Source organism: Prevotella rectalis (genome assembly GCF_900607215.1).
GTDB lineage: Bacteria > Bacteroidota > Bacteroidia > Bacteroidales > Bacteroidaceae > Prevotella > Prevotella brunnea.
In genome coordinates this window covers 861,073-876,885 of record NZ_LR027822.1, presented here as the reverse complement: position 1 = coordinate 876,885, position 15,813 = coordinate 861,073, and the positions used below count along the sequence as shown (strand labels likewise).

The following is a 15,813-nucleotide window of genomic DNA, read 5'->3' as shown; positions in this document are numbered from 1 at the left end:
TTGCCTCACGCCTAAACGATGTTTAGACAGATGAAGCAATGCCCCTTTCTTTTGCGCCTATGCCAAGAGATGCTTTTACGGGTTTTCAAATGATTTTTCTTTTTTCGCTGTCTCTTTTGCCGGAAGCGGAAAGTGAATGCAGAGTGTGTCAGCCTGCCCCATGAATGAAACAGGCGCCCACACACAGCCGGACAAACCGGGAAGAATGATTGTTGCCACCCGGCTGAACAAGTTCCGTCGGATCGGAAACAATCATACTTCCTTTGTTGTGGTTTGCCCTTTTCACGCTTCCGGTGATGTCTTTTTCCTTTTGGTGATTCTTTTTTTTACGGATTTTCCCCTGAAGTTTTTTTCTACACAATCTGCCTCTGTTTTCGTTTACCTCCATTTTGCGCCTTTCAGTAAGCCGCATCAGTCAGTCATTTTCGTTCTGGGCGCAAAGGTAATTCCGGGATTGGACGGGAAAGCAAGGTCAAGCCTCCTGTTTTCGGTAAAAATCTCCAGCCCTGCGGGTAGTATTTTGACCGAAAAACCTTGCATTCCCTAATCCCTACCTTTTCAAGCACCCGAAACGAAAACGACCGATGCGACAGAAAGACGCATAAAAAAAATGTCGGATAAACGAGAGGCAGATAAGATAGTTTGAAACTCAACTCCCTCAGCTCTTGAATCCGCATTAAAAACAAAAAAATCAAAAACAGCGAAGATATGACGGCAACGGCAAATTTCAGACAAATGGCGCAACACATCGGGTTGGCGATATGCGGCTTGATGATGCGCACCGCCTTCGGGGTGTTCGGCATCCTTTGGGGCATCATCAGAGAGATTGTAAACGGAGTGTTCCGAGTGGCGATAGGTGTAATCGTGGCTATCCTTTCCACCATTGCCTTCTTTGGCTTCATCCTTTGGTTATTCACCCTTTAACCCTTACCGACATGGCAAAAAGAAACAGCAAGACGGCAGCGCAGCAGTGCAGATATTACGAGGTGGACAACATCTTCGTGTATATGGTGGAAACGTACATCAACGGCAATTTTGAAACTTTCCGAAGATTGTACCACGAACTGAACAAGGACGCACGGAGGGATTTCATGGACTTCCTTCTCAGCGAGGTAGAGCCGACCTATTGGAGAGAGATACTGAAACAGATAATCTAAAAATGACAGCGATATGAAAGGAACAGACCATTTCAAGAGAACGATATATATGTACTTGGAACAGCGTGCGGAGGAAGATGCGCTATTTGCAAAGAAGTACCGCAACCCTGCCAAGAACATGGACGAGTGCGTGACCCACATTCTGAACTATGTGCAGAAAAGCGGTTGCAACGGTTTCACGGACGGAGAGATATTCGGGCAAGCCATCCACTACTATGAGGAAAACGAGATAGAGGTGGGCAAACCGATGGACTGCCAAGTGGTTGTGAACCACGTTGTGAAACTCACGGCAGAGGAAAAGGCGGAGGCACGTCAGAACGCTGTCCGCAAATACCAAGAGGAGGAACTCCGCAAGTTGCAGAACCGCCACAGACCGTCAGCGAGAAAAGAAAACCAACCCCAACCCTCATTATTTGATTTAGGCTTATGAAACCGAAGACCAAGATACAGAAAGAGGTGGCAAGACTTTCCGCCAACCTTCGCCCCATATCAGCGACACAAATAGATTGGGCATACCGCCACTGCGTTGAGCATATCGGCTACCGCACCAAGAAAGGGAACATCACCTGTTCCGACTGCGGTCACGAGTGGCACAGCGACAGCGGACTATGCGACACCCTTGAAGGCTGCACCTGCCCCAAATGCCATGCCGAACTCAAAGTGCAGGACACACGCAGACGCATCTACAAGGAAACGCAGAATTTCAGCGTGATAACCACCTGCAAAGGGTATCAGGTAATCCGCGTGGCGCAGGTCAGATGCGAGAGCAGGAAAGGCGAACCGATGCGTTTCTACTGCCACGAGGTCGTGCAGCGTTGGATTTCACCCGACGGCAAGGTTACGGACATGGCGTTGCTCCGTGGCTTCCTTTTCTGCTATTGCGATGTGTGGGCATTAGGCAGCGATATGGAGGTAAGACCGCACAACAGCCTATACGATGATGTGGTGGCAAGAAGCTGTGCATATCCAAAGATGAGGATATTGCCCCAACTCAGACGTAACGGCTTCAAGGGCGATTTCCACGGCATCTCCCCCGTGCGTCTTTTCAAAGCCTTGCTTTCAGACCCAAGAATTGAAACCCTTATGAAAGGCGGTGAGATTGAGGTCATGAAACACTTTCTTTTCAATACCCGTACTGCCGATGAATGTTGGGCATCATATCTGATTGCCAAGCGTCACAAGTATCAGATAGACAACCTCTCAATGTGGTGCGACTATCTGCGTATGCTCAAAAAACTCGGTCAAGACCTCCGTAACCCGAAGAACATCTGTCCCGAAGATTTCATGGCGGCACACGACAACGCAACCCGAAAAATTGAAGCCATACACGAGAAGGAAAGAGCCGCAGAGCAACGCCGTTGGGAGATTGAAAGGCGTGAGCGTGAGCAACAGCGACAACTCCAACGAAAGAAAGATGCGGAGGATTTCATCGCCAACAAATCCAAATTCTTCGGCTTGGTAATCACGGACGAGGAAATAATCGTCAAGGTGCTTGAAAGCATAGACGAGTATTACAACGAGGGCAAGACGCAGGGCATCTGCGTGTTTGGCAGTGGATACTACAAGAAAGCCGACACCCTCATACTATCGGCAAGGATTGGCGATGAGATTATTGAAACCGTAGAGGTGGACTTGCGAACCCTCGAAGTGGTGCAGTGCCACGGCAAGCACAACCAGGACACCGAATATCACGAGCGCATCATAGACCTTGTGAACAAGAACGCCAACCTTATCCGTGAGCGGATGAAAGCGGCATAGCATAACCCCTAAAACAACATTGATATGGAAGTAAGAATTGAAAGTATGATTTGTGTGTGGGATGATGCAATCCCCACGATGTTCCTTGAATTTGTGAACCTCCTCACTCTCACAACGAGTGAGGGGGAATTGAGAAAGAGCGTAAAGGAGTTTGCCGAGAAGCACGAACTTGACAAGTTTTTCCTTTACGGCTTCGGCTCACACCATTTCTACCTGCACCAACGCTACACAAGCAACCCCGAAATGGTGATGAAGAACAGAGTTCTGTCAGTACATTTTTAACCATCTAAAAAGCAACATTATGACAACACGAATGACCATCAACGGAGTAAGCACCTGCGCGGAAGCAGGTACGGAGAAATACGAGCGTTTCCAATCGGGTATCGGAAGACGCAGGCGGACACTTGTGCAGTACGACTACCGCCACCCCATAGACAGAGAATTGTTCTCTTGTGTCAAACCCACGTTGGACGAGTGCCGAGCCGCACGGGACAAGTGGCTGAACGCAAAGAAGGGAAAGGAGGACAGACTATGAACACGACCTATCAAACGCTGATAGTCAAGTTCAGCGAACCTATCACGGCATTGGACGGTATCTTTGACGATACCGGAGCGTGGGGAACGGACACCCTCAAGGGGTGGATAGATGATTACGAAAGCACACGTTTCACCGCCACCGACAGCCATACGGCAGTCATCACGAGCGAGTACAATATGGAATGTGTGAAAGAGTGGCTACAACGGCAGACCCCCATTTCCGAAATGCGAGAATTTTGAACGGGATGGCGGTGTCCGCACCGCCAATACTTAAAACCCTAAAAACAAAAGATATGATAGCCAAGACGATATTACAGCAGATAGGCGGAAAACGCTTCACCGCCATGACAGGTAGCCGTGATTTCATAGATATGGGCAACGGCTTACGGATGAGCCTTGCAAGGAACAAAACAAGTGCCAACCGCCTTGACATCATCTATGACGAAGGGGCAGACCTCTACAATATGCGCTTCTACCGCAGGACGTTCAGCAAAAAGACCTTTGAGTGCAAGACAAAGGACATTGCCGTACACGAGGGTATCTATTTTGATATGCTGGAGGAAATGTTCACGATGGTGACGGGACTTTACACACGCTTTTGAGTGGCGGGGCGGCGAGAGCCGCCCTACTTTCTTTCAGTGAGCATGATGGCGGACAAAGAAAGTAGCAAAGAAACCTTTGTCCAATCTGCGATAACTAAAAAATCCGCAAGTAAAACTTGCGGAGGCTATATATTGGGTCGTTATTTTTTGGTGGAGGGGAATGATAATCTCGAACCGTTGAACTACACATTTCTGCTTCGTCTCCATTTCCCCCAACGATTTGATACGTTCAATCATTTTTGTTGTTCCTTTCTGAATTTTCCTAAATACTTTCTTCATAATTTCGCTATACTTTTTATGGTTAATAACTATGTTTTGTATTGCTCTCACAACACTTACAACTTGAAGTGTTATTTGGAAACCGATAGGCAAAAATGGCTCAACGATGTCAATTAACGAGAAAATCCTACGATAATCTATCAAGTGATAGAGCAAAAGACGTGCCAAGTTAAATATGGCACGTCTTTTGCCAGTTTTGTCAGTCCTTTTATGGGATATACAACAGCGCAAACTCCGCCTTTCTCCGTTTGAGCAGCATGGCGTGGCGTTTTCCTTTGTAGTTGCAGAAGGCTATATACTCACGGTAGATGTTCCTGTCACCAGCTTCCAGCTTCTTGATTAAGGTGCTTTTGGGGATTGTTTTGCTGCCTAACAGCTTCGCCGGTCCCACATTGTAAGCTAACGTGCCAAGCAAAATCGAATCAACCCCGAATTTACGGAACATGGCGACAAATTTGCGCAGGTCTTTCCGCAAAAGTTCATCCGCATCCCGTTTTGTCATGGTTCGTGCCGAATACTTCTCGTTTGGCAAAAGTTTGTGACCCCAACCGACGTATGGGTAGTGTTTTTCTGAGTGCCAGCCTTCAAAGTAGCGGCAGCATAAAAAAGCACGTTCCATAAGCGGCAGTCGGTAGATTGCCGCCTGCCCGTCCGTTCCCTCTTGGCGGCTGATCTGCGCGGACACAGAACAGACCGTCAGAAGTGAACAGAGCATTGTCATGAATACACGCATCATTTCAACAAGGGGCTGAAGTTGCCGATGGGAACGATGGTAAGATCGTCGTCCTTTACATTCCTGTTGTTGAAGTCAAATTCCAGTTCGTAGGAGTTGCTAAAGTTATCCTCCACCACCACGATGAAATTATGCGCCTCATCACCCGCCGCCGTGTAGTACAGGCGGAATTTTTCGTTCTCCAGCAGGTAGCGGTCGTTAGGCAGGAAGGTGATGCCGTTATCCATTTTGAGCGAGCCTTCCCCCTCGAACTGGAAATAGCGGATGGTATAGAGCGTACCCGAAAAGTCGCCCTCCTTTTTCAGTTCACAGCGGATTTCCACTGTCTGCCCCTTTACTACCTTGTTCGGCACGGGCATGACCTCCACCGTGAAGGGATAGGACTGCTGGATGTCCATGTCATCGTCACATGACACGAGGGTGAATGACATGGCGGCTATCAGGCATAACGCCACTGCCTTGAATATTGATGTTCTCTTGTTTCTGTTGTTCAGTATGTTCATTGTTCTTCGATTTTTAGATGGTTGTTTTTCTGTTTTTTCGTTGTCAGTTGCAGGTACTCGTTCAAGTCCTTGCAACCGTCATAGAGGGAGGAACGGTCGGTGACACGTTCCCCGTATCGCATGGTAAGTGCGGCAAGCGTCCGCCGTCCGGCTTCGTCACGGTCGAGGAAGCAGCCGATGCGCCCGTATCCGTCCAGCAATCCCGCCGCCTTCTCCACGTTGGCGACTGAGTTCAGCACAAGACAGTCAGCGTTACCGGTTACACCAAGCGTCACGGCAGAGAGAAAGTCCATGAAGCCCTCGAACACGAGGCACTCGTCAGCCGGGATGTCATTCGCCTTTACCAGTGATACAGACTTCGGAGGTATGCAACCCTTGAAATATCGGCTTCTGACTTCATAGCCACCTGCCATGTTCGGAAAGCCAACGGCAAAATACCGTTTCCCACGCACACCGTAGTTCAAGCGGCAGCAGTGACGGGATGCGATGGCGTAAGGGATGCCCCGTTCCTCTAAATACTCCGTCAGCAGTGAGCGGAGCAGCGGAGCGACCTCCACATCCTCAAAAACGGATTCGGTCGGCTTCGAGAGATAGACGGGCTTTTCCCATCCGGCAACCGTCATATTGGCGGCTTCCGCTATGAACTTCGCTTGCTTCATGAAGTCATCGCTTTGCAGAAACTCCCCGGCAAGCGTGAAGATGTCGCCGCCCTTGCCCAAACCGAAGTCGTACCAGAGCTGTTTCGCCACGTTCACACGGAAAGAGGATGTGCGCTCGCCCCTGTACGGGGCAAGATACCACAGCTCGTTACCGCTCCTTCTGACAGGCTCATGCCCCAGCCGTGCGAGAAAATCCGCAAGCGGCATCCTTCTGACAGCATCTATTTCCGTCCTTTCCATGCCCGTGTCAGTTGATGATGAACTTGATACCGACCCCGAACTGCGTGTGGAACTTCCGTGTGTCGCCACCCCAAAGGCAACGCTCCCGCAGGTTGGCAAGCAGGGCGATACGGTCTGCCACGTAACACTCCACATCGAGCGTCAGCGCACCGCCGTAGATGAAGGCGTCCCGGTCGTGCAGCGTGGAGCCGTCATGCAGCACCTTCTTCCCCCAATTTACCGCCTCATATCCGGCGAGAGCCGAAGCCCCGGCATAGACGAAAACAATCTTTCGGGCGTCCGACAGTATCTTGAAGTAATAGCCGCCCTCCGCCGTGAACTGCGCCACGGGTATCTTGGTGTCCTTGTAGGGATTGTTCTTCAACAGGTATTCGCCACCGAACACCCACTTGTTCCCCTTCTTCGTGTAGGTGGAGAGAGCCGCCCCGAAGCTGTACCCGCCGTCCTTGCCGCCGAGATTGAAGCCGTCCGCCATGTCCGCCCTCACCTCGATGCCCTGCATCTTCGGCAGACACCGCTGGGCGTGCGCCTGCCCTGTAAAAAGGGCAAGCGACGCGATGATTATTGCGATGTACTTTCTCATGGTCAGCGTACTTGAAGTTCGTTGATGGTACCCGCGCGTACCAAATCCTCGTTCTCAATCACGAAGGACTGGTGACGGCCGCCGTTCTTCTCGTTCAATTCCACCACGAGGCACTTGTCATCGGGGATGGTGAACTTCGCCATCGTGAAGACCGTGCGCTCGCTCTTTTTGCCCGGCACGAGGGTGGCGTAGTTCTGCGCGCGGAGCGGCAGAATAATCTGCTCCTGCACGGCAGTACGCTTCGCAACCTTCTTGTCCACGATTTTCCAAGTGATGTAGTCCACATCGAAAGGCACGTTGCTCTGGTTCTTTATCTCCGTGTGGAAATAAAGCAAGCCGTTGTGCGTGTAGATGCCTTTCAACAGGTATTGGATGCCGAAACGCTTGCAGCCGATATGCTTCACCTCGCGCTTGTTCTGTTTGTGGATGGACTTCATGATAAGGCGCACCAGCATCGGGCTTTCGCTGCCCAGCTCTTTCAGATAGATTTCCTGCGCGTTGTTCGGGCGGTTCACCGTGCTGCCGTCATGGATGAAGTCGCACATCTCCACGTTGAGCAACAGCGGTTCGGCGGCGTACTTCACGTTGAAGGTGTAGAAACTGCCGTCCTCCGTGATGACGGACATATTCGTTTCGTTGGGAAAATTCCTTACGGTAGCCTTCACACGGATGATGTTCTCCGCTCCGTCGGCTTTCCCGGCAATCAGGTCGGGCGAGCCTAAATCGACATAGCGCACCTCCGCCGGAAAAATGACGTGGACGGTCTTGTCGTAGGTCACTTCCAGACCGTGCGGCGGTATCATGCGGTCGAAGGTCAGCTTGCGTGACAGCCCGTGATATAGGTCGCCGTCCGCCTCCTTCTGCGGATAGACCTCCTTCGTCAAGGTCGGTTGTTCACTTCCGTTGGTCGTTTCAACGGTTACATTCTCCTGCGCGTTGGCAGTTATGATGCCCATAGCGAGGGCAAACATGATGATTACTTTTCTCATTACTTTTGGATTTTAGTGGTAATTTTTATTGTTTTCAATATTTTTCTTGGTAAAGCATGACCCTGTACCCGGCTTTCAGATGCACCTTGACGGTTCGCATCTTTTTGGCGATGTACTGGCTCGTGCCTTGTATCAGCCCCTTGCCCAAGTCGGAGGCGAGCTGCGCCCCGGCATTGGTGGAGATGTTGATGCTGCTTCCCAGCGAGCCGCCCATGTTGGCGGCGACCTCCCGGACGGCGTTCATCTCCATCGAGTTCGGGATGAAGATGCCGGGCTGTCCGTCCGTGTCATAGACCGCAAGCTCCACGGGGATAATCGTGCCGTCGTATTCCAGCGAGGTAATCTCGATGTCGAGCCGCTCACCCTGTATCTTGCCCGTGCCGACCACCACCGCACCCCGGGGTATTGTCCTGCCTGCCACCGCCATAGGCTCCAGCAGGCGCAGCCTTACCGTCTGCCCGTCCGTCACGCTCTGCGCCCCATGCACGCACGCCGGTATGGTGTTCCTGTCCAATACCTCCGCCGTGCCGACAGCCGTGTTGAAACCCCGGTTGCGTTCCTGCGATAAGGCGGCGACAAACTCCGCGTTACTCATAGGCTGTGAGAGTGAAGAAACTACTTGATGCTCCACCTGTCTGATAGGCATTGCCTTGTTCTTCTTCCCTTTCTGCACGGTAGTTGGCTCTGCCCTCTGTTCCGCCGATGGCTGTCCTCCGTTCTGACCGCCCATGTACTTTGCCGCCAGCTCGTAGGACTTCTCCATAAGAGCCACCTGCTCGTCCATAGAGGAAACCTTGCCCCTCTCGCTTTCCAGTTCCGACTCCAGCGATGCGATGCGCTCCAACAATTCGTCCATCTCCGCATTGTCGTTTTTCGGCTGGTCGTAGAAGTTTCCGAGCGTGGCGTTCAGGTCACGGTAGGCGGCTGCGGAGGACTGGATGGTCTGCGGCGTGGCTGGCTTTGCCCTTTCTTCCTTGCCGCCCGGATTGGCGAGGTCGAAGTCCACTCCGTTCTCCGTTCCCGCTATCTCGCGGTCGAACATGTCGCCCAGCTGCCCGATGGCACGGTTGCGGCTCTCCTGACGCTCTTCCATCTCCCCATGCTCGTAGGCTTTCAGCTTGTCGCCGATAATCTGCCGGTTCGCCTTGTCAGCGTCGGGCATCTCGGTGTTGTATCCGTCCGTTCCCGGCGGTTGCTCCTTGCCGGAGGACGGGGCGAATATCAGCCACATCGCCCCGATGAACACCAACACCATAGCGGGCAGCACGATCATCTTCTGCCGTTTCAGCCGTTGCGCCTCTGTCAGCGGTTCGCGCTCCTTTTTCGGTTTCCCCGTTTCGGGAGCAGCTTTGTTCTCTTTCGTCGGTTCATTCTTTGTCTGTTCCATATAAATAAGGTGTTAAGTGATTGCCTGTTTCCGCCGGGGTCGGCAGTTCCACCCGTCCGGCGTGTCCCGTTTCCATATGTGAGCCGTCGTTCCTGCCGATGTCATAGACGGCTCTGCCGAAGGTGTAAAGGGCAAGCACCGCGAAGGCGGCGAACATCCCCAGCACGATGCGGCGGCGTGTTTCCGGCGGCAAGCCGTCCAGATACCCTTTGAGACTTGCCGCCAAGCGTTTCCGTTTGTCGTGGAGTTTCCAATACATGCCCCACATTGATTTTCTGATACTTTTCATGTCCTGTTACCGTTTGATAGTCTGTAAATCCTTGTTCTCAATGATGGTGAAACCCTCGATGGTAAAACCGTTCGGGTTGTCATCCGACCGCGATGCGTTCAGCAGGCGGCAGGTGGTCACGAGGCTGCGCTCGGTGACGTTGCTCTGCCGGATGATTTTCTGTGTGGCGTAGGTCACGGCACGGTAGGGATAGGCGTTGAAGTCGCACACCACGCTGTCCACCTTCAGCACTTGGTTGATGTTCCCGGCGATGATGCGGTTGTAGTACCCCTTCTCCGCGAAGTCCGAATAATAGTGGTACACGCTCTTGTCCGCCAGCAGCAAGGCACGTTTCACGTTGTGTTCAATCGCGCTTTTTTCAGGTGATAGCGTGAAGAACATCTCGTGGAAACGGCGCACATGTTCCCGTGCCTCCGCCGGGCGGTTCTGCGACAAATCCTGAGACAAGGCGAGCATCAGGCTCTTGCCGTTGTCCAGCACATAGATTTTCTCCCGTTGCTTCTCTGCGAAACGGTAGGAGTTCCACACGCTCCACACCGTCACCACGGCGCACAGCGAGAGGAAGACGATACCGAACAGGCGTATCTGCCTGAACGACGATTCGATGTTTCTAAGTGATTTGAATTCCATTTATATTTTCCAATTTATGATTGCACATTGATTATTTCAGCAATTTGCCGACACGTCCGACTGCGTTTCCTGCGGCTGCACCCGCCACGCTGCCCGCCATGCTTCCGGCTCGTCCCGCCATCTGGTTCACGTTGCGACCGTAACCGCCCATGCCTCCGGCTTGGATAATCCAGCCCGCAACGGTGGGAATGGTAAAGTAGCCGATGATGCCGATGCAGAGGAATACGATATACACCCCGTCGCTCGAATCCAGCGAGAAGTTCGGGTCTGCCTGCATCCGCTCGATGTCGTTTTGCAGCATCAGAACCTGTATCTTCGCCAGTATGGTGCTGAACATGTCCGATACCGGTAGCCACAGATAGACCTGTATATAGCGGCATATCCACTGCGTGAGCGTGTTTTGGAAACCGTCCCATACCGACAGGGCGAAGGCTATCGGACCGAGAATCGCCAGCACCACGAGAAAGAAGGTGCGGACGGTGTCTATCACGAGGGCGGCGGCTTGGAACAGCAGTTCGAGTATCTCGCGGAAGAAGTCGCGGATGCTCTTCTTCATGTTGTACATTCCCCGGTCGATATACATTCCCGCCATCGTCACCATGTCGGAGGGCGACCAGCCGAGTTCCTCCAGTTGCTTGTCAAATTCCTCGTTGGACACGAGGTAGGCGGTTTCGGGGTTGCGTACCATCGCCTCGTATTCCAGTTTGTCCTTCTGCTCCCGGTATCGGTTCATGTCCAGCGTTTCCGCCTCCAGCATCTTTGCCGTGCCCTGTACGACGGGTGAGAGGATGCTGTTTATCGTGCCCAGCACCACAGTCGGGAAGAACATGATGCACAGACCGATGGCAAAAGGACGGAGCATCGGGAATACGTCTATCGGTTCAGCTCTCGCCAGCGACTGCCATACCCGGTAGGCGACGTAGAACAGCGCACCCAGCCCGGCGATGCCTTTCGCCACACCAGCCATGTCCCCACACAGCGGCATCATCTGCTCATAAAGTGAACGTAAAATCTGATGAAGGTTGTCGAACTTCATAGGCTACCAGTATCTTTCGTTCATGTTCCCGTACAGCCCCATGATGCGGTCGAGGTCGTTCTTCTTTTTCGCACGCAGGTAACTCACGGAGATGTTCTTGTTCGTGTAGTAGCTCACGAGGTTGCGGTAACGCTTCATCTTCGAGTGGCAGCGTTCCACCACGTCCATGCGCTCCTTGTCGGTCATGGAGAGCGTGGTGATGTTCACCACGTTCCTGAGTTCCGTCAACACTTCGTTGCTTTCCTCCAGCAGTTTCGTGTAGCCGAAAGCGATTGCGGAAAGCTCTTCGGGTCTGAAATTCCCGTCACGGAGCATCCGTTGGAAACTGTTCACATAGATGTCTGTGATGTCGCCCACCATCAGGATGGTCTGCTGCACCTTGCGGGCGTCCTTGACCAGATTGTTCACCGATTTGAGGGCATCGTAATACTTCTTGCCCTGCTGATAGATTTTCACCGTCTCCTGAAAGTTGCTCACCATGTTCGTGGCGGTCTTGGAGGTATGGATGATGTTTTTGGAGGCATTGATGATGCCCTGCGCTAGATTGCCCGGATCGCTTACGACCCACTGTGCGCTTGCCCTGCCCGCGAAAAGCAGGCACAGGCAGATAATCATTGTTATTCTTGTTCTCATGTTACTTTGGATTTTAGTGGTTGTTATTCTTCGGTCGGATGTCCCGGCTGCGGCTTCACCCGCACATAGTCCCCGTTTGGCGAGAAAGTCAGCACATCCGTGGCCTCGTTGTAGGACACGTCGATGCGGAAGCCGGTGTTCATGAACAGGTTGCCGTTCTCCTCCTGCAAGAGATAGGTTTCCGGCTTGAGCTTGCGGCGCAGACCGCTACGACGGAACACCGTCACTTTGTAGGCTTCGCCCTCCTTGTAGATAAGCACGTCAGGTTTTCCCTCCACGCTCTCCCAGTTCCCGCACAGCATGTCGCGGCGGTTGTCGGCCACGTCGCAGGATTGCAGCATCATGACCGCCAATCCGATAAGGCACTTGCTGACTTGCAGCATTTTCACTTTTGGTAAATTCATACGCGTTTTTCTTTTTTGGTTGATACATTCTGTTTTTTAGTTATTCCTTGTTTCTCCGCCTTTCGGCAAGCTGCCGGATGGCGGCTTCGATGTCGTCGCCCAGCTTCTCCGCCAGACGGTAAACCTCCACTTTTTCCGTTTCCTCGGTGGTGTACGCCAGATACTCTTCCGCGCTGACCTCCGTGGCATAGACCGCCGACTGCGTGCCGCCCAAGCCTATCCACACCTCCTTGTAGAGCCGTGAAGGGTTGTTCGCCATGTTGATGGAGAGTATCTGCGACTTCTCCTTTTCCGTCAGTCCGAGCAACGCCTGTATCTGGTCGAACTTGTTCATATATTTCCTTTGGTCAAGCAGGATTTTACAATCCGAGTTGTTGATAATGCTCTCTTTGACCACCGGAGAACTGATAATGTCGTCCACCTCCTGCGTCACCACGATTGCCTCGCCGTAATATTTTCTGACCGTCTTATACATATAGCGCAGATATTCAGCCATGTTCGCCGATGAGAGGGCCTTCCAAGCCTCTTCCACGATAAGCTGTTTCCGCACGCCTTTCAGCCGCCGCATCTTGTTGATGAAGGCTTCCATGATGATGATGGTCACGACGGGGAACAGTTCGCGGTTTTCTTTAATCGAATCTATCTCGAAGACGATGAACCGCTTGCCGAGCAGGTCGATGTTCTCCGTGGAGTTGAGCAGGAAATCGTAACGCCCGCCCCGGTAATACTGCCGCATGGTGGTGAGCATGTTGTCGATGTTGAAGTCGGACTTCTCCACCTTGATGTCACGCTGTGCCAGTTCCTTGCGGTAGTCGTCACGCATATACTCGTAGAAGGTGTTGAACGACGGCACGATGCTACGGTCGGATTGGATGCGCTCAATATAGGCACTCACGGCACTGCCCAGCTCGCCGCTCTCCGTCTTTGTCACCTTGTCGTCCTCCGACTTCCAGAGCGTCAGCAACAGGGTCTTGATGCTGTCCTTCTTCTCCACGTCGAAGATGTAATCGTCGGTGTAGAACGGGTTGAAGCTGATGGGCTTATCTTCCGTGTAGGTGAAATACACACCGTCCGCTCCGCCTGTCTTGCGTCGGATCATGCCGCACAAGCCCTGATAGGAGTTTCCCGTGTCCACCAATACCACATGTGCGCCTTGCTCATAATATTGGCGCACGAGGTGGTTCATGAAGAAAGACTTGCCGCTGCCCGAAGGACCCAGCACGAACTTGTTGCGGTTGGTCGTGATACCTCGCTTCATGGGCAGGTCGGAGATGTCAAGGTGCAGCGGTTTTCCCGTGAGCCTGTCCACCATCTTGATGCCGAAGGGCGAGAGCGAGCTGCGGTAGTTGGTTTCCTCTGTGAACAGGCACACCGCCTGTTCGATGAAGGTGTGGAAACTCTCTTCCGCCGGGAAGTCCGCCGCATTGCCGGGTATCGCCGCCCAGTAGAGTGTCGGGCAGTCGATGGTGTTGTGGCGCGGCACGCATTCCATGCTTGCCAACTGGCTGCCCACGTCGTTCTTGATATGCTTCAGTTCCTCCGCATCGTCGCTCCACGCCATGACGTTGAAGTGTGCCCGTACCGAGGTCAGTCCGTAGGAATGGGCTTCGTTCAGGTATTGGTCTATCCACTCGCGGTTGATGCTGTTGCTCCTTGAATAGCGAGATAGCGACTGCATGTTACGGGCGGACTTCTCGAACTTCTGCAAGGTTTCCTCACTGTTGTCTATCAGCACATACTGGTTGTAGATATGGTTGCAGGAGAGCAGAAGCCCCACCGGGGAGGCGAATGACAGTCGGCAGTCACTCCGGTCGGTGGAGAGCTTCTCGTAACGGGTGTCGGTAGCCACCTTGCCCGGCAGGTCTTCCGCGTCGGAGAGGGTGTGCAGACACAGGCGGTTGTCGCCGATGCGCATCTCCCTTGCCGAAAGCTCGATGTCCTGCAAGGTGGTGTCACCTTCCGGCATGAGCGAGAAGTAGCGTTCAATAAGTCCCGTCTTTCCCTCAGTACCCACAATCTCATCGGTGGAGAGGCGGCGCAGCCTGACAAGCCCGCTGTCGTTCATGATGCGCTCGAACTGTTCGCAGGCTTCCAAGAACTTGGTCGTGGTTTCCCTGTCCAGCTCCTTCGGGATGATATGTCCCCGGCACAGCGTGCTGAAATTGCTCTGCATCCGGTTACGCTCCTTTGTTGTCTTGGTCAGGTAGAGGTAGCAGGTGTGTTTCAGGTACGGACGCTCGTTGAAGTGACGCTCGAAAGAGCGGCTTAAAAAGCTCATGTCGTCCTTCTGAAGCTCCGGTTTGTAGCGTTCCTTGATGAACCAGTCCTGTTTGTGGACGACGGAGTAGTCCGGCAGCACCTTGATAGCCTTGCACCAGCAACTGTGTATCGCCTCGTACTCCGCACCCGTCACGGTGTAAAGTTCCGGTAGTTCCACCTCGAAAGCCACCGTGATGTCGGCGTCCTTTGAGATGATGCAGCCATGCTCCACCGCTAAAAGTGGGAACCTGTTTTCCAGTGTTGTCATTTTCGATGTATTCCTCATTGTCTTTCTTCCTTTCGTTGTCGTTTGAACAGACGGGTTATCCGCCGCCGGTTGATAAGGTATCGGGGATGGCTCCGTGCCGCTCCTAATTTCATCAGCCCGTGTTCACCGTACCGGGCGTTCAGCGCGAAGGTCTGCCATACAAGGAGGGAGGACGATGCCGCGCCGAAGCCGATACATATCCACTGGTCGATACCGACCATGTAGAGGATGACGAACAGGACGAAGAGAGCCAGCAGACCTCCGCAGAAGATGAAGAGGTACTGTGCCTTCAAGCCCTTGAACTCTACCGGACGGCCGATACCCTTGTTGATTGGGTATTCAGCCATACATTATTTATTAAAGGAAGAATGAGCGCAGGATGGTGGCGGCAACAATCAGGAAGATGCACGCGCCGAACCACGAGGCGGCTGTCTTGCTGGTGTCGGGGTCGCCCGATGAAAACTTGCCGTACACTTTTACGCCCCCGATAAGCCCGACGACTGCACCGATGGCGTATATCAGTTTAGTTCCGGGGTCGAAATAAGAACTCACCATAGAGGTGGCTTCGTTGATGCCCGCGATGCCGTTTCCCTGCGCGAAAGCGGAGGCGGTTGCGGCGATGACAAGTGCCGCGGAGAGGATTGCTTTTCTGTTTTTCAAGATGTTCTTGTTCATAAACTGTTCTTGTTTTTTGCCGTCAAAAGGGTGGATGGTCCTTTGTCGGGCGGTTGATACTTTGTTTCTTTACTTTGGTTTTAGTGGATGCCCGTTTGTTTCCACGGACGTGGGCGTGTCCGTTGCGGATGGGGATGCGCCTTGCGTTTCCTCGCCGCGTGGGTTGATGTCATTCTTTCATGTTCATTTCTT

General features: G+C 52.8%; 24 protein-coding genes. 8 read left to right on the top strand and 16 right to left on the bottom strand.

Annotation, left to right across the window (positions count from 1 at the left end; genetic code table 11):
• Positions 1 to 148: 148 nt before the first annotated feature.
• On the bottom strand, positions 149 to 388 hold the full coding sequence (locus E0E16_RS13725) for a hypothetical protein (protein WP_004293903.1): 240 nt from the start codon (positions 386 to 388) through the stop codon (positions 149 to 151).
• Between the two features lie 320 nt (positions 389 to 708).
• On the opposite strand from E0E16_RS13725, the gene E0E16_RS12025 reads away from it, so the two are divergent.
• Genes E0E16_RS12025 through E0E16_RS11990 form a run of 8 tightly spaced genes read left to right on the top strand, consistent with a single transcriptional unit; the run spans position 709 to position 4,054 of the window.
• The gene (locus E0E16_RS12025; RefSeq protein WP_004291535.1) at positions 709 to 924 is read left to right on the top strand and encodes a hypothetical protein; all 216 of its coding nucleotides are present in this window, start codon (positions 709 to 711) and stop codon (positions 922 to 924) included.
• Between the two features lie 11 nt (positions 925 to 935).
• A complete protein-coding gene (locus tag E0E16_RS12020; RefSeq protein ID WP_004291534.1) occupies positions 936 to 1,157 on the top strand; it encodes a hypothetical protein in 222 nt (73 codons plus the stop codon).
• Positions 1,158 to 1,170: 13 nt separating this feature from the next.
• Positions 1,171 to 1,587 carry a PcfK-like family protein gene (locus E0E16_RS12015; RefSeq protein ID WP_004291533.1) on the top strand — a complete coding sequence of 139 codons (417 nt, stop codon included), beginning with the start codon at positions 1,171 to 1,173 and terminating at the stop codon, positions 1,585 to 1,587.
• Entirely contained in the window at positions 1,584 to 2,915 is a 1,332-nt protein-coding gene (locus E0E16_RS12010) for a PcfJ domain-containing protein (RefSeq protein ID WP_004291532.1), read from the top strand. Before E0E16_RS12015 ends, E0E16_RS12010 begins: the two co-directional genes overlap by 4 nt.
• A 24-nt stretch (positions 2,916 to 2,939) precedes the next feature.
• Entirely contained in the window at positions 2,940 to 3,197 is a 258-nt protein-coding gene (locus E0E16_RS12005; RefSeq protein WP_004291531.1) for a DUF8466 domain-containing protein, read from the top strand.
• Positions 3,198 to 3,216: 19 nt separating this feature from the next.
• On the top strand, positions 3,217 to 3,450 hold the full coding sequence (locus tag E0E16_RS12000) for a DUF3873 domain-containing protein (RefSeq protein WP_004304291.1): 234 nt from the start codon (positions 3,217 to 3,219) through the stop codon (positions 3,448 to 3,450).
• Positions 3,447 to 3,692 carry a DUF6956 domain-containing protein gene (locus E0E16_RS11995; RefSeq protein WP_004291529.1) on the top strand — a complete coding sequence of 82 codons (246 nt, stop codon included), beginning with the start codon at positions 3,447 to 3,449 and terminating at the stop codon, positions 3,690 to 3,692. Before E0E16_RS12000 ends, E0E16_RS11995 begins: the two co-directional genes overlap by 4 nt.
• Before the next feature lie 53 nt (positions 3,693 to 3,745).
• Positions 3,746 to 4,054, top strand: a complete 309-nt coding sequence (locus E0E16_RS11990) for a hypothetical protein (RefSeq protein WP_004304290.1) — start codon at positions 3,746 to 3,748, stop codon at positions 4,052 to 4,054.
• 33 nt (positions 4,055 to 4,087) lie between these two features.
• Here the strand turns inward: E0E16_RS11990 and E0E16_RS14690 are convergent, their stop codons facing one another.
• The 15 genes from E0E16_RS14690 to E0E16_RS11915 all read right to left on the bottom strand — a co-directional run bounded on the left by E0E16_RS14690 (position 4,088) and on the right by E0E16_RS11915 (position 15,621).
• Positions 4,088 to 4,477, bottom strand: coding sequence for a hypothetical protein (locus E0E16_RS14690; protein ID WP_004291527.1), 390 nt, complete (start codon positions 4,475 to 4,477; stop codon positions 4,088 to 4,090).
• A gap of 64 nt (positions 4,478 to 4,541) precedes the next feature.
• Positions 4,542 to 5,069: a glycoside hydrolase family protein gene (locus E0E16_RS11980; protein ID WP_004291526.1), complete on the bottom strand. Its 528-nt coding sequence runs from the start codon at positions 5,067 to 5,069 to the stop codon at positions 4,542 to 4,544.
• Positions 5,066 to 5,569, bottom strand: coding sequence for a DUF3872 domain-containing protein (locus tag E0E16_RS11975; protein WP_004291525.1), 504 nt, complete (start codon positions 5,567 to 5,569; stop codon positions 5,066 to 5,068). Before E0E16_RS11975 ends, E0E16_RS11980 begins: the two co-directional genes overlap by 4 nt.
• On the bottom strand, positions 5,566 to 6,468 hold the full coding sequence (locus E0E16_RS11970) for a DUF8464 domain-containing protein (protein ID WP_004291524.1): 903 nt from the start codon (positions 6,466 to 6,468) through the stop codon (positions 5,566 to 5,568). The genes E0E16_RS11975 and E0E16_RS11970 overlap by 4 nt, the downstream gene beginning before the upstream one ends.
• Before the next feature lie 7 nt (positions 6,469 to 6,475).
• Entirely contained in the window at positions 6,476 to 7,051 is a 576-nt protein-coding gene (locus E0E16_RS11965) for a conjugal transfer protein TraO (protein WP_004291523.1), read from the bottom strand.
• Between the two features lie 2 nt (positions 7,052 to 7,053).
• Positions 7,054 to 8,040 (bottom strand): conjugative transposon protein TraN, encoded by a 987-nt coding sequence (gene traN / locus E0E16_RS11960; protein ID WP_004291522.1) that lies wholly within the window; start codon positions 8,038 to 8,040, stop codon positions 7,054 to 7,056.
• Between the two features lie 34 nt (positions 8,041 to 8,074).
• Complete coding sequence (gene traM, locus E0E16_RS11955; protein ID WP_130830441.1) at positions 8,075 to 9,427, bottom strand: conjugative transposon protein TraM; 1,353 nt, start codon at positions 9,425 to 9,427, stop codon at positions 8,075 to 8,077.
• Positions 9,408 to 9,695, bottom strand: coding sequence for a TraL conjugative transposon family protein (locus tag E0E16_RS11950; protein WP_018697145.1), 288 nt, complete (start codon positions 9,693 to 9,695; stop codon positions 9,408 to 9,410). The genes traM and E0E16_RS11950 overlap by 20 nt, the downstream gene beginning before the upstream one ends.
• A gap of 27 nt (positions 9,696 to 9,722) precedes the next feature.
• Entirely contained in the window at positions 9,723 to 10,346 is a 624-nt protein-coding gene (gene traK, locus E0E16_RS11945) for a conjugative transposon protein TraK (RefSeq protein ID WP_004291519.1), read from the bottom strand.
• 31 nt (positions 10,347 to 10,377) lie between these two features.
• A complete protein-coding gene (traJ, locus tag E0E16_RS11940) occupies positions 10,378 to 11,382 on the bottom strand; it encodes a conjugative transposon protein TraJ (RefSeq protein WP_004291518.1) in 1,005 nt (334 codons plus the stop codon).
• A gap of 3 nt (positions 11,383 to 11,385) precedes the next feature.
• On the bottom strand, positions 11,386 to 12,015 hold the full coding sequence (locus E0E16_RS11935; protein ID WP_004304283.1) for a DUF4141 domain-containing protein: 630 nt from the start codon (positions 12,013 to 12,015) through the stop codon (positions 11,386 to 11,388).
• Positions 12,016 to 12,038: 23 nt separating this feature from the next.
• Positions 12,039 to 12,419, bottom strand: coding sequence for a DUF3876 domain-containing protein (locus E0E16_RS11930; protein WP_004291516.1), 381 nt, complete (start codon positions 12,417 to 12,419; stop codon positions 12,039 to 12,041).
• A 40-nt stretch (positions 12,420 to 12,459) separates the two neighbouring features.
• Entirely contained in the window at positions 12,460 to 14,964 is a 2,505-nt protein-coding gene (locus E0E16_RS11925) for a TraG family conjugative transposon ATPase (protein ID WP_004291515.1), read from the bottom strand.
• A complete protein-coding gene (locus tag E0E16_RS11920) occupies positions 14,961 to 15,293 on the bottom strand; it encodes a DUF4133 domain-containing protein (RefSeq protein WP_004291514.1) in 333 nt (110 codons plus the stop codon). The genes E0E16_RS11925 and E0E16_RS11920 overlap by 4 nt, the downstream gene beginning before the upstream one ends.
• Before the next feature lie 10 nt (positions 15,294 to 15,303).
• The gene (locus tag E0E16_RS11915) at positions 15,304 to 15,621 is read right to left on the bottom strand and encodes a DUF4134 domain-containing protein (RefSeq protein ID WP_002560983.1); all 318 of its coding nucleotides are present in this window, start codon (positions 15,619 to 15,621) and stop codon (positions 15,304 to 15,306) included.
• Between the last annotated feature and the right edge of the window lie 192 nt (positions 15,622 to 15,813).

Bases quoted from the DNA above. Each gene is read 5' to 3' on its own strand.
- E0E16_RS12010 (WP_004291532.1), top strand. From the start codon at position 1,584: ATGAAACCGAAGACCAAGATACAGAAAGAGGTGGCAAGACTTTCCGCC.
- E0E16_RS11950 (WP_018697145.1), bottom strand. From the start codon at position 9,695: ATGTGGGGCATGTATTGGAAACTCCACGACAAACGGAAACGCTTGGCG.
- E0E16_RS11935 (WP_004304283.1), bottom strand. From the start codon at position 12,015: ATGAGAACAAGAATAACAATGATTATCTGCCTGTGCCTGCTTTTCGCG.
- E0E16_RS12000 (WP_004304291.1), top strand. From the start codon at position 3,217: ATGACAACACGAATGACCATCAACGGAGTAAGCACCTGCGCGGAAGCA.
- traJ (WP_004291518.1), bottom strand. From the start codon at position 11,382: ATGAAGTTCGACAACCTTCATCAGATTTTACGTTCACTTTATGAGCAG.
- traN (WP_004291522.1), bottom strand. From the start codon at position 8,040: ATGAGAAAAGTAATCATCATGTTTGCCCTCGCTATGGGCATCATAACT.
- E0E16_RS13725 (WP_004293903.1), bottom strand. From the start codon at position 388: ATGGAGGTAAACGAAAACAGAGGCAGATTGTGTAGAAAAAAACTTCAG.
- E0E16_RS11990 (WP_004304290.1), top strand. From the start codon at position 3,746: ATGATAGCCAAGACGATATTACAGCAGATAGGCGGAAAACGCTTCACC.
- E0E16_RS12005 (WP_004291531.1), top strand. From the start codon at position 2,940: ATGGAAGTAAGAATTGAAAGTATGATTTGTGTGTGGGATGATGCAATC.
- E0E16_RS11970 (WP_004291524.1), bottom strand. From the start codon at position 6,468: ATGGAAAGGACGGAAATAGATGCTGTCAGAAGGATGCCGCTTGCGGAT.
- E0E16_RS11925 (WP_004291515.1), bottom strand. From the start codon at position 14,964: ATGAGGAATACATCGAAAATGACAACACTGGAAAACAGGTTCCCACTT.
- E0E16_RS12015 (WP_004291533.1), top strand. From the start codon at position 1,171: ATGAAAGGAACAGACCATTTCAAGAGAACGATATATATGTACTTGGAA.
- E0E16_RS11975 (WP_004291525.1), bottom strand. From the start codon at position 5,569: ATGAACATACTGAACAACAGAAACAAGAGAACATCAATATTCAAGGCA.
- E0E16_RS12020 (WP_004291534.1), top strand. From the start codon at position 936: ATGGCAAAAAGAAACAGCAAGACGGCAGCGCAGCAGTGCAGATATTAC.
- E0E16_RS11930 (WP_004291516.1), bottom strand. From the start codon at position 12,419: ATGAATTTACCAAAAGTGAAAATGCTGCAAGTCAGCAAGTGCCTTATC.
- E0E16_RS11965 (WP_004291523.1), bottom strand. From the start codon at position 7,051: ATGAGAAAGTACATCGCAATAATCATCGCGTCGCTTGCCCTTTTTACA.
- E0E16_RS11915 (WP_002560983.1), bottom strand. From the start codon at position 15,621: ATGAACAAGAACATCTTGAAAAACAGAAAAGCAATCCTCTCCGCGGCA.
- E0E16_RS12025 (WP_004291535.1), top strand. From the start codon at position 709: ATGACGGCAACGGCAAATTTCAGACAAATGGCGCAACACATCGGGTTG.
- E0E16_RS11980 (WP_004291526.1), bottom strand. From the start codon at position 5,069: ATGATGCGTGTATTCATGACAATGCTCTGTTCACTTCTGACGGTCTGT.
- E0E16_RS11995 (WP_004291529.1), top strand. From the start codon at position 3,447: ATGAACACGACCTATCAAACGCTGATAGTCAAGTTCAGCGAACCTATC.
- traM (WP_130830441.1), bottom strand. From the start codon at position 9,427: ATGGAACAGACAAAGAATGAACCGACGAAAGAGAACAAAGCTGCTCCC.
- E0E16_RS11920 (WP_004291514.1), bottom strand. From the start codon at position 15,293: ATGGCTGAATACCCAATCAACAAGGGTATCGGCCGTCCGGTAGAGTTC.
- traK (WP_004291519.1), bottom strand. From the start codon at position 10,346: ATGGAATTCAAATCACTTAGAAACATCGAATCGTCGTTCAGGCAGATA.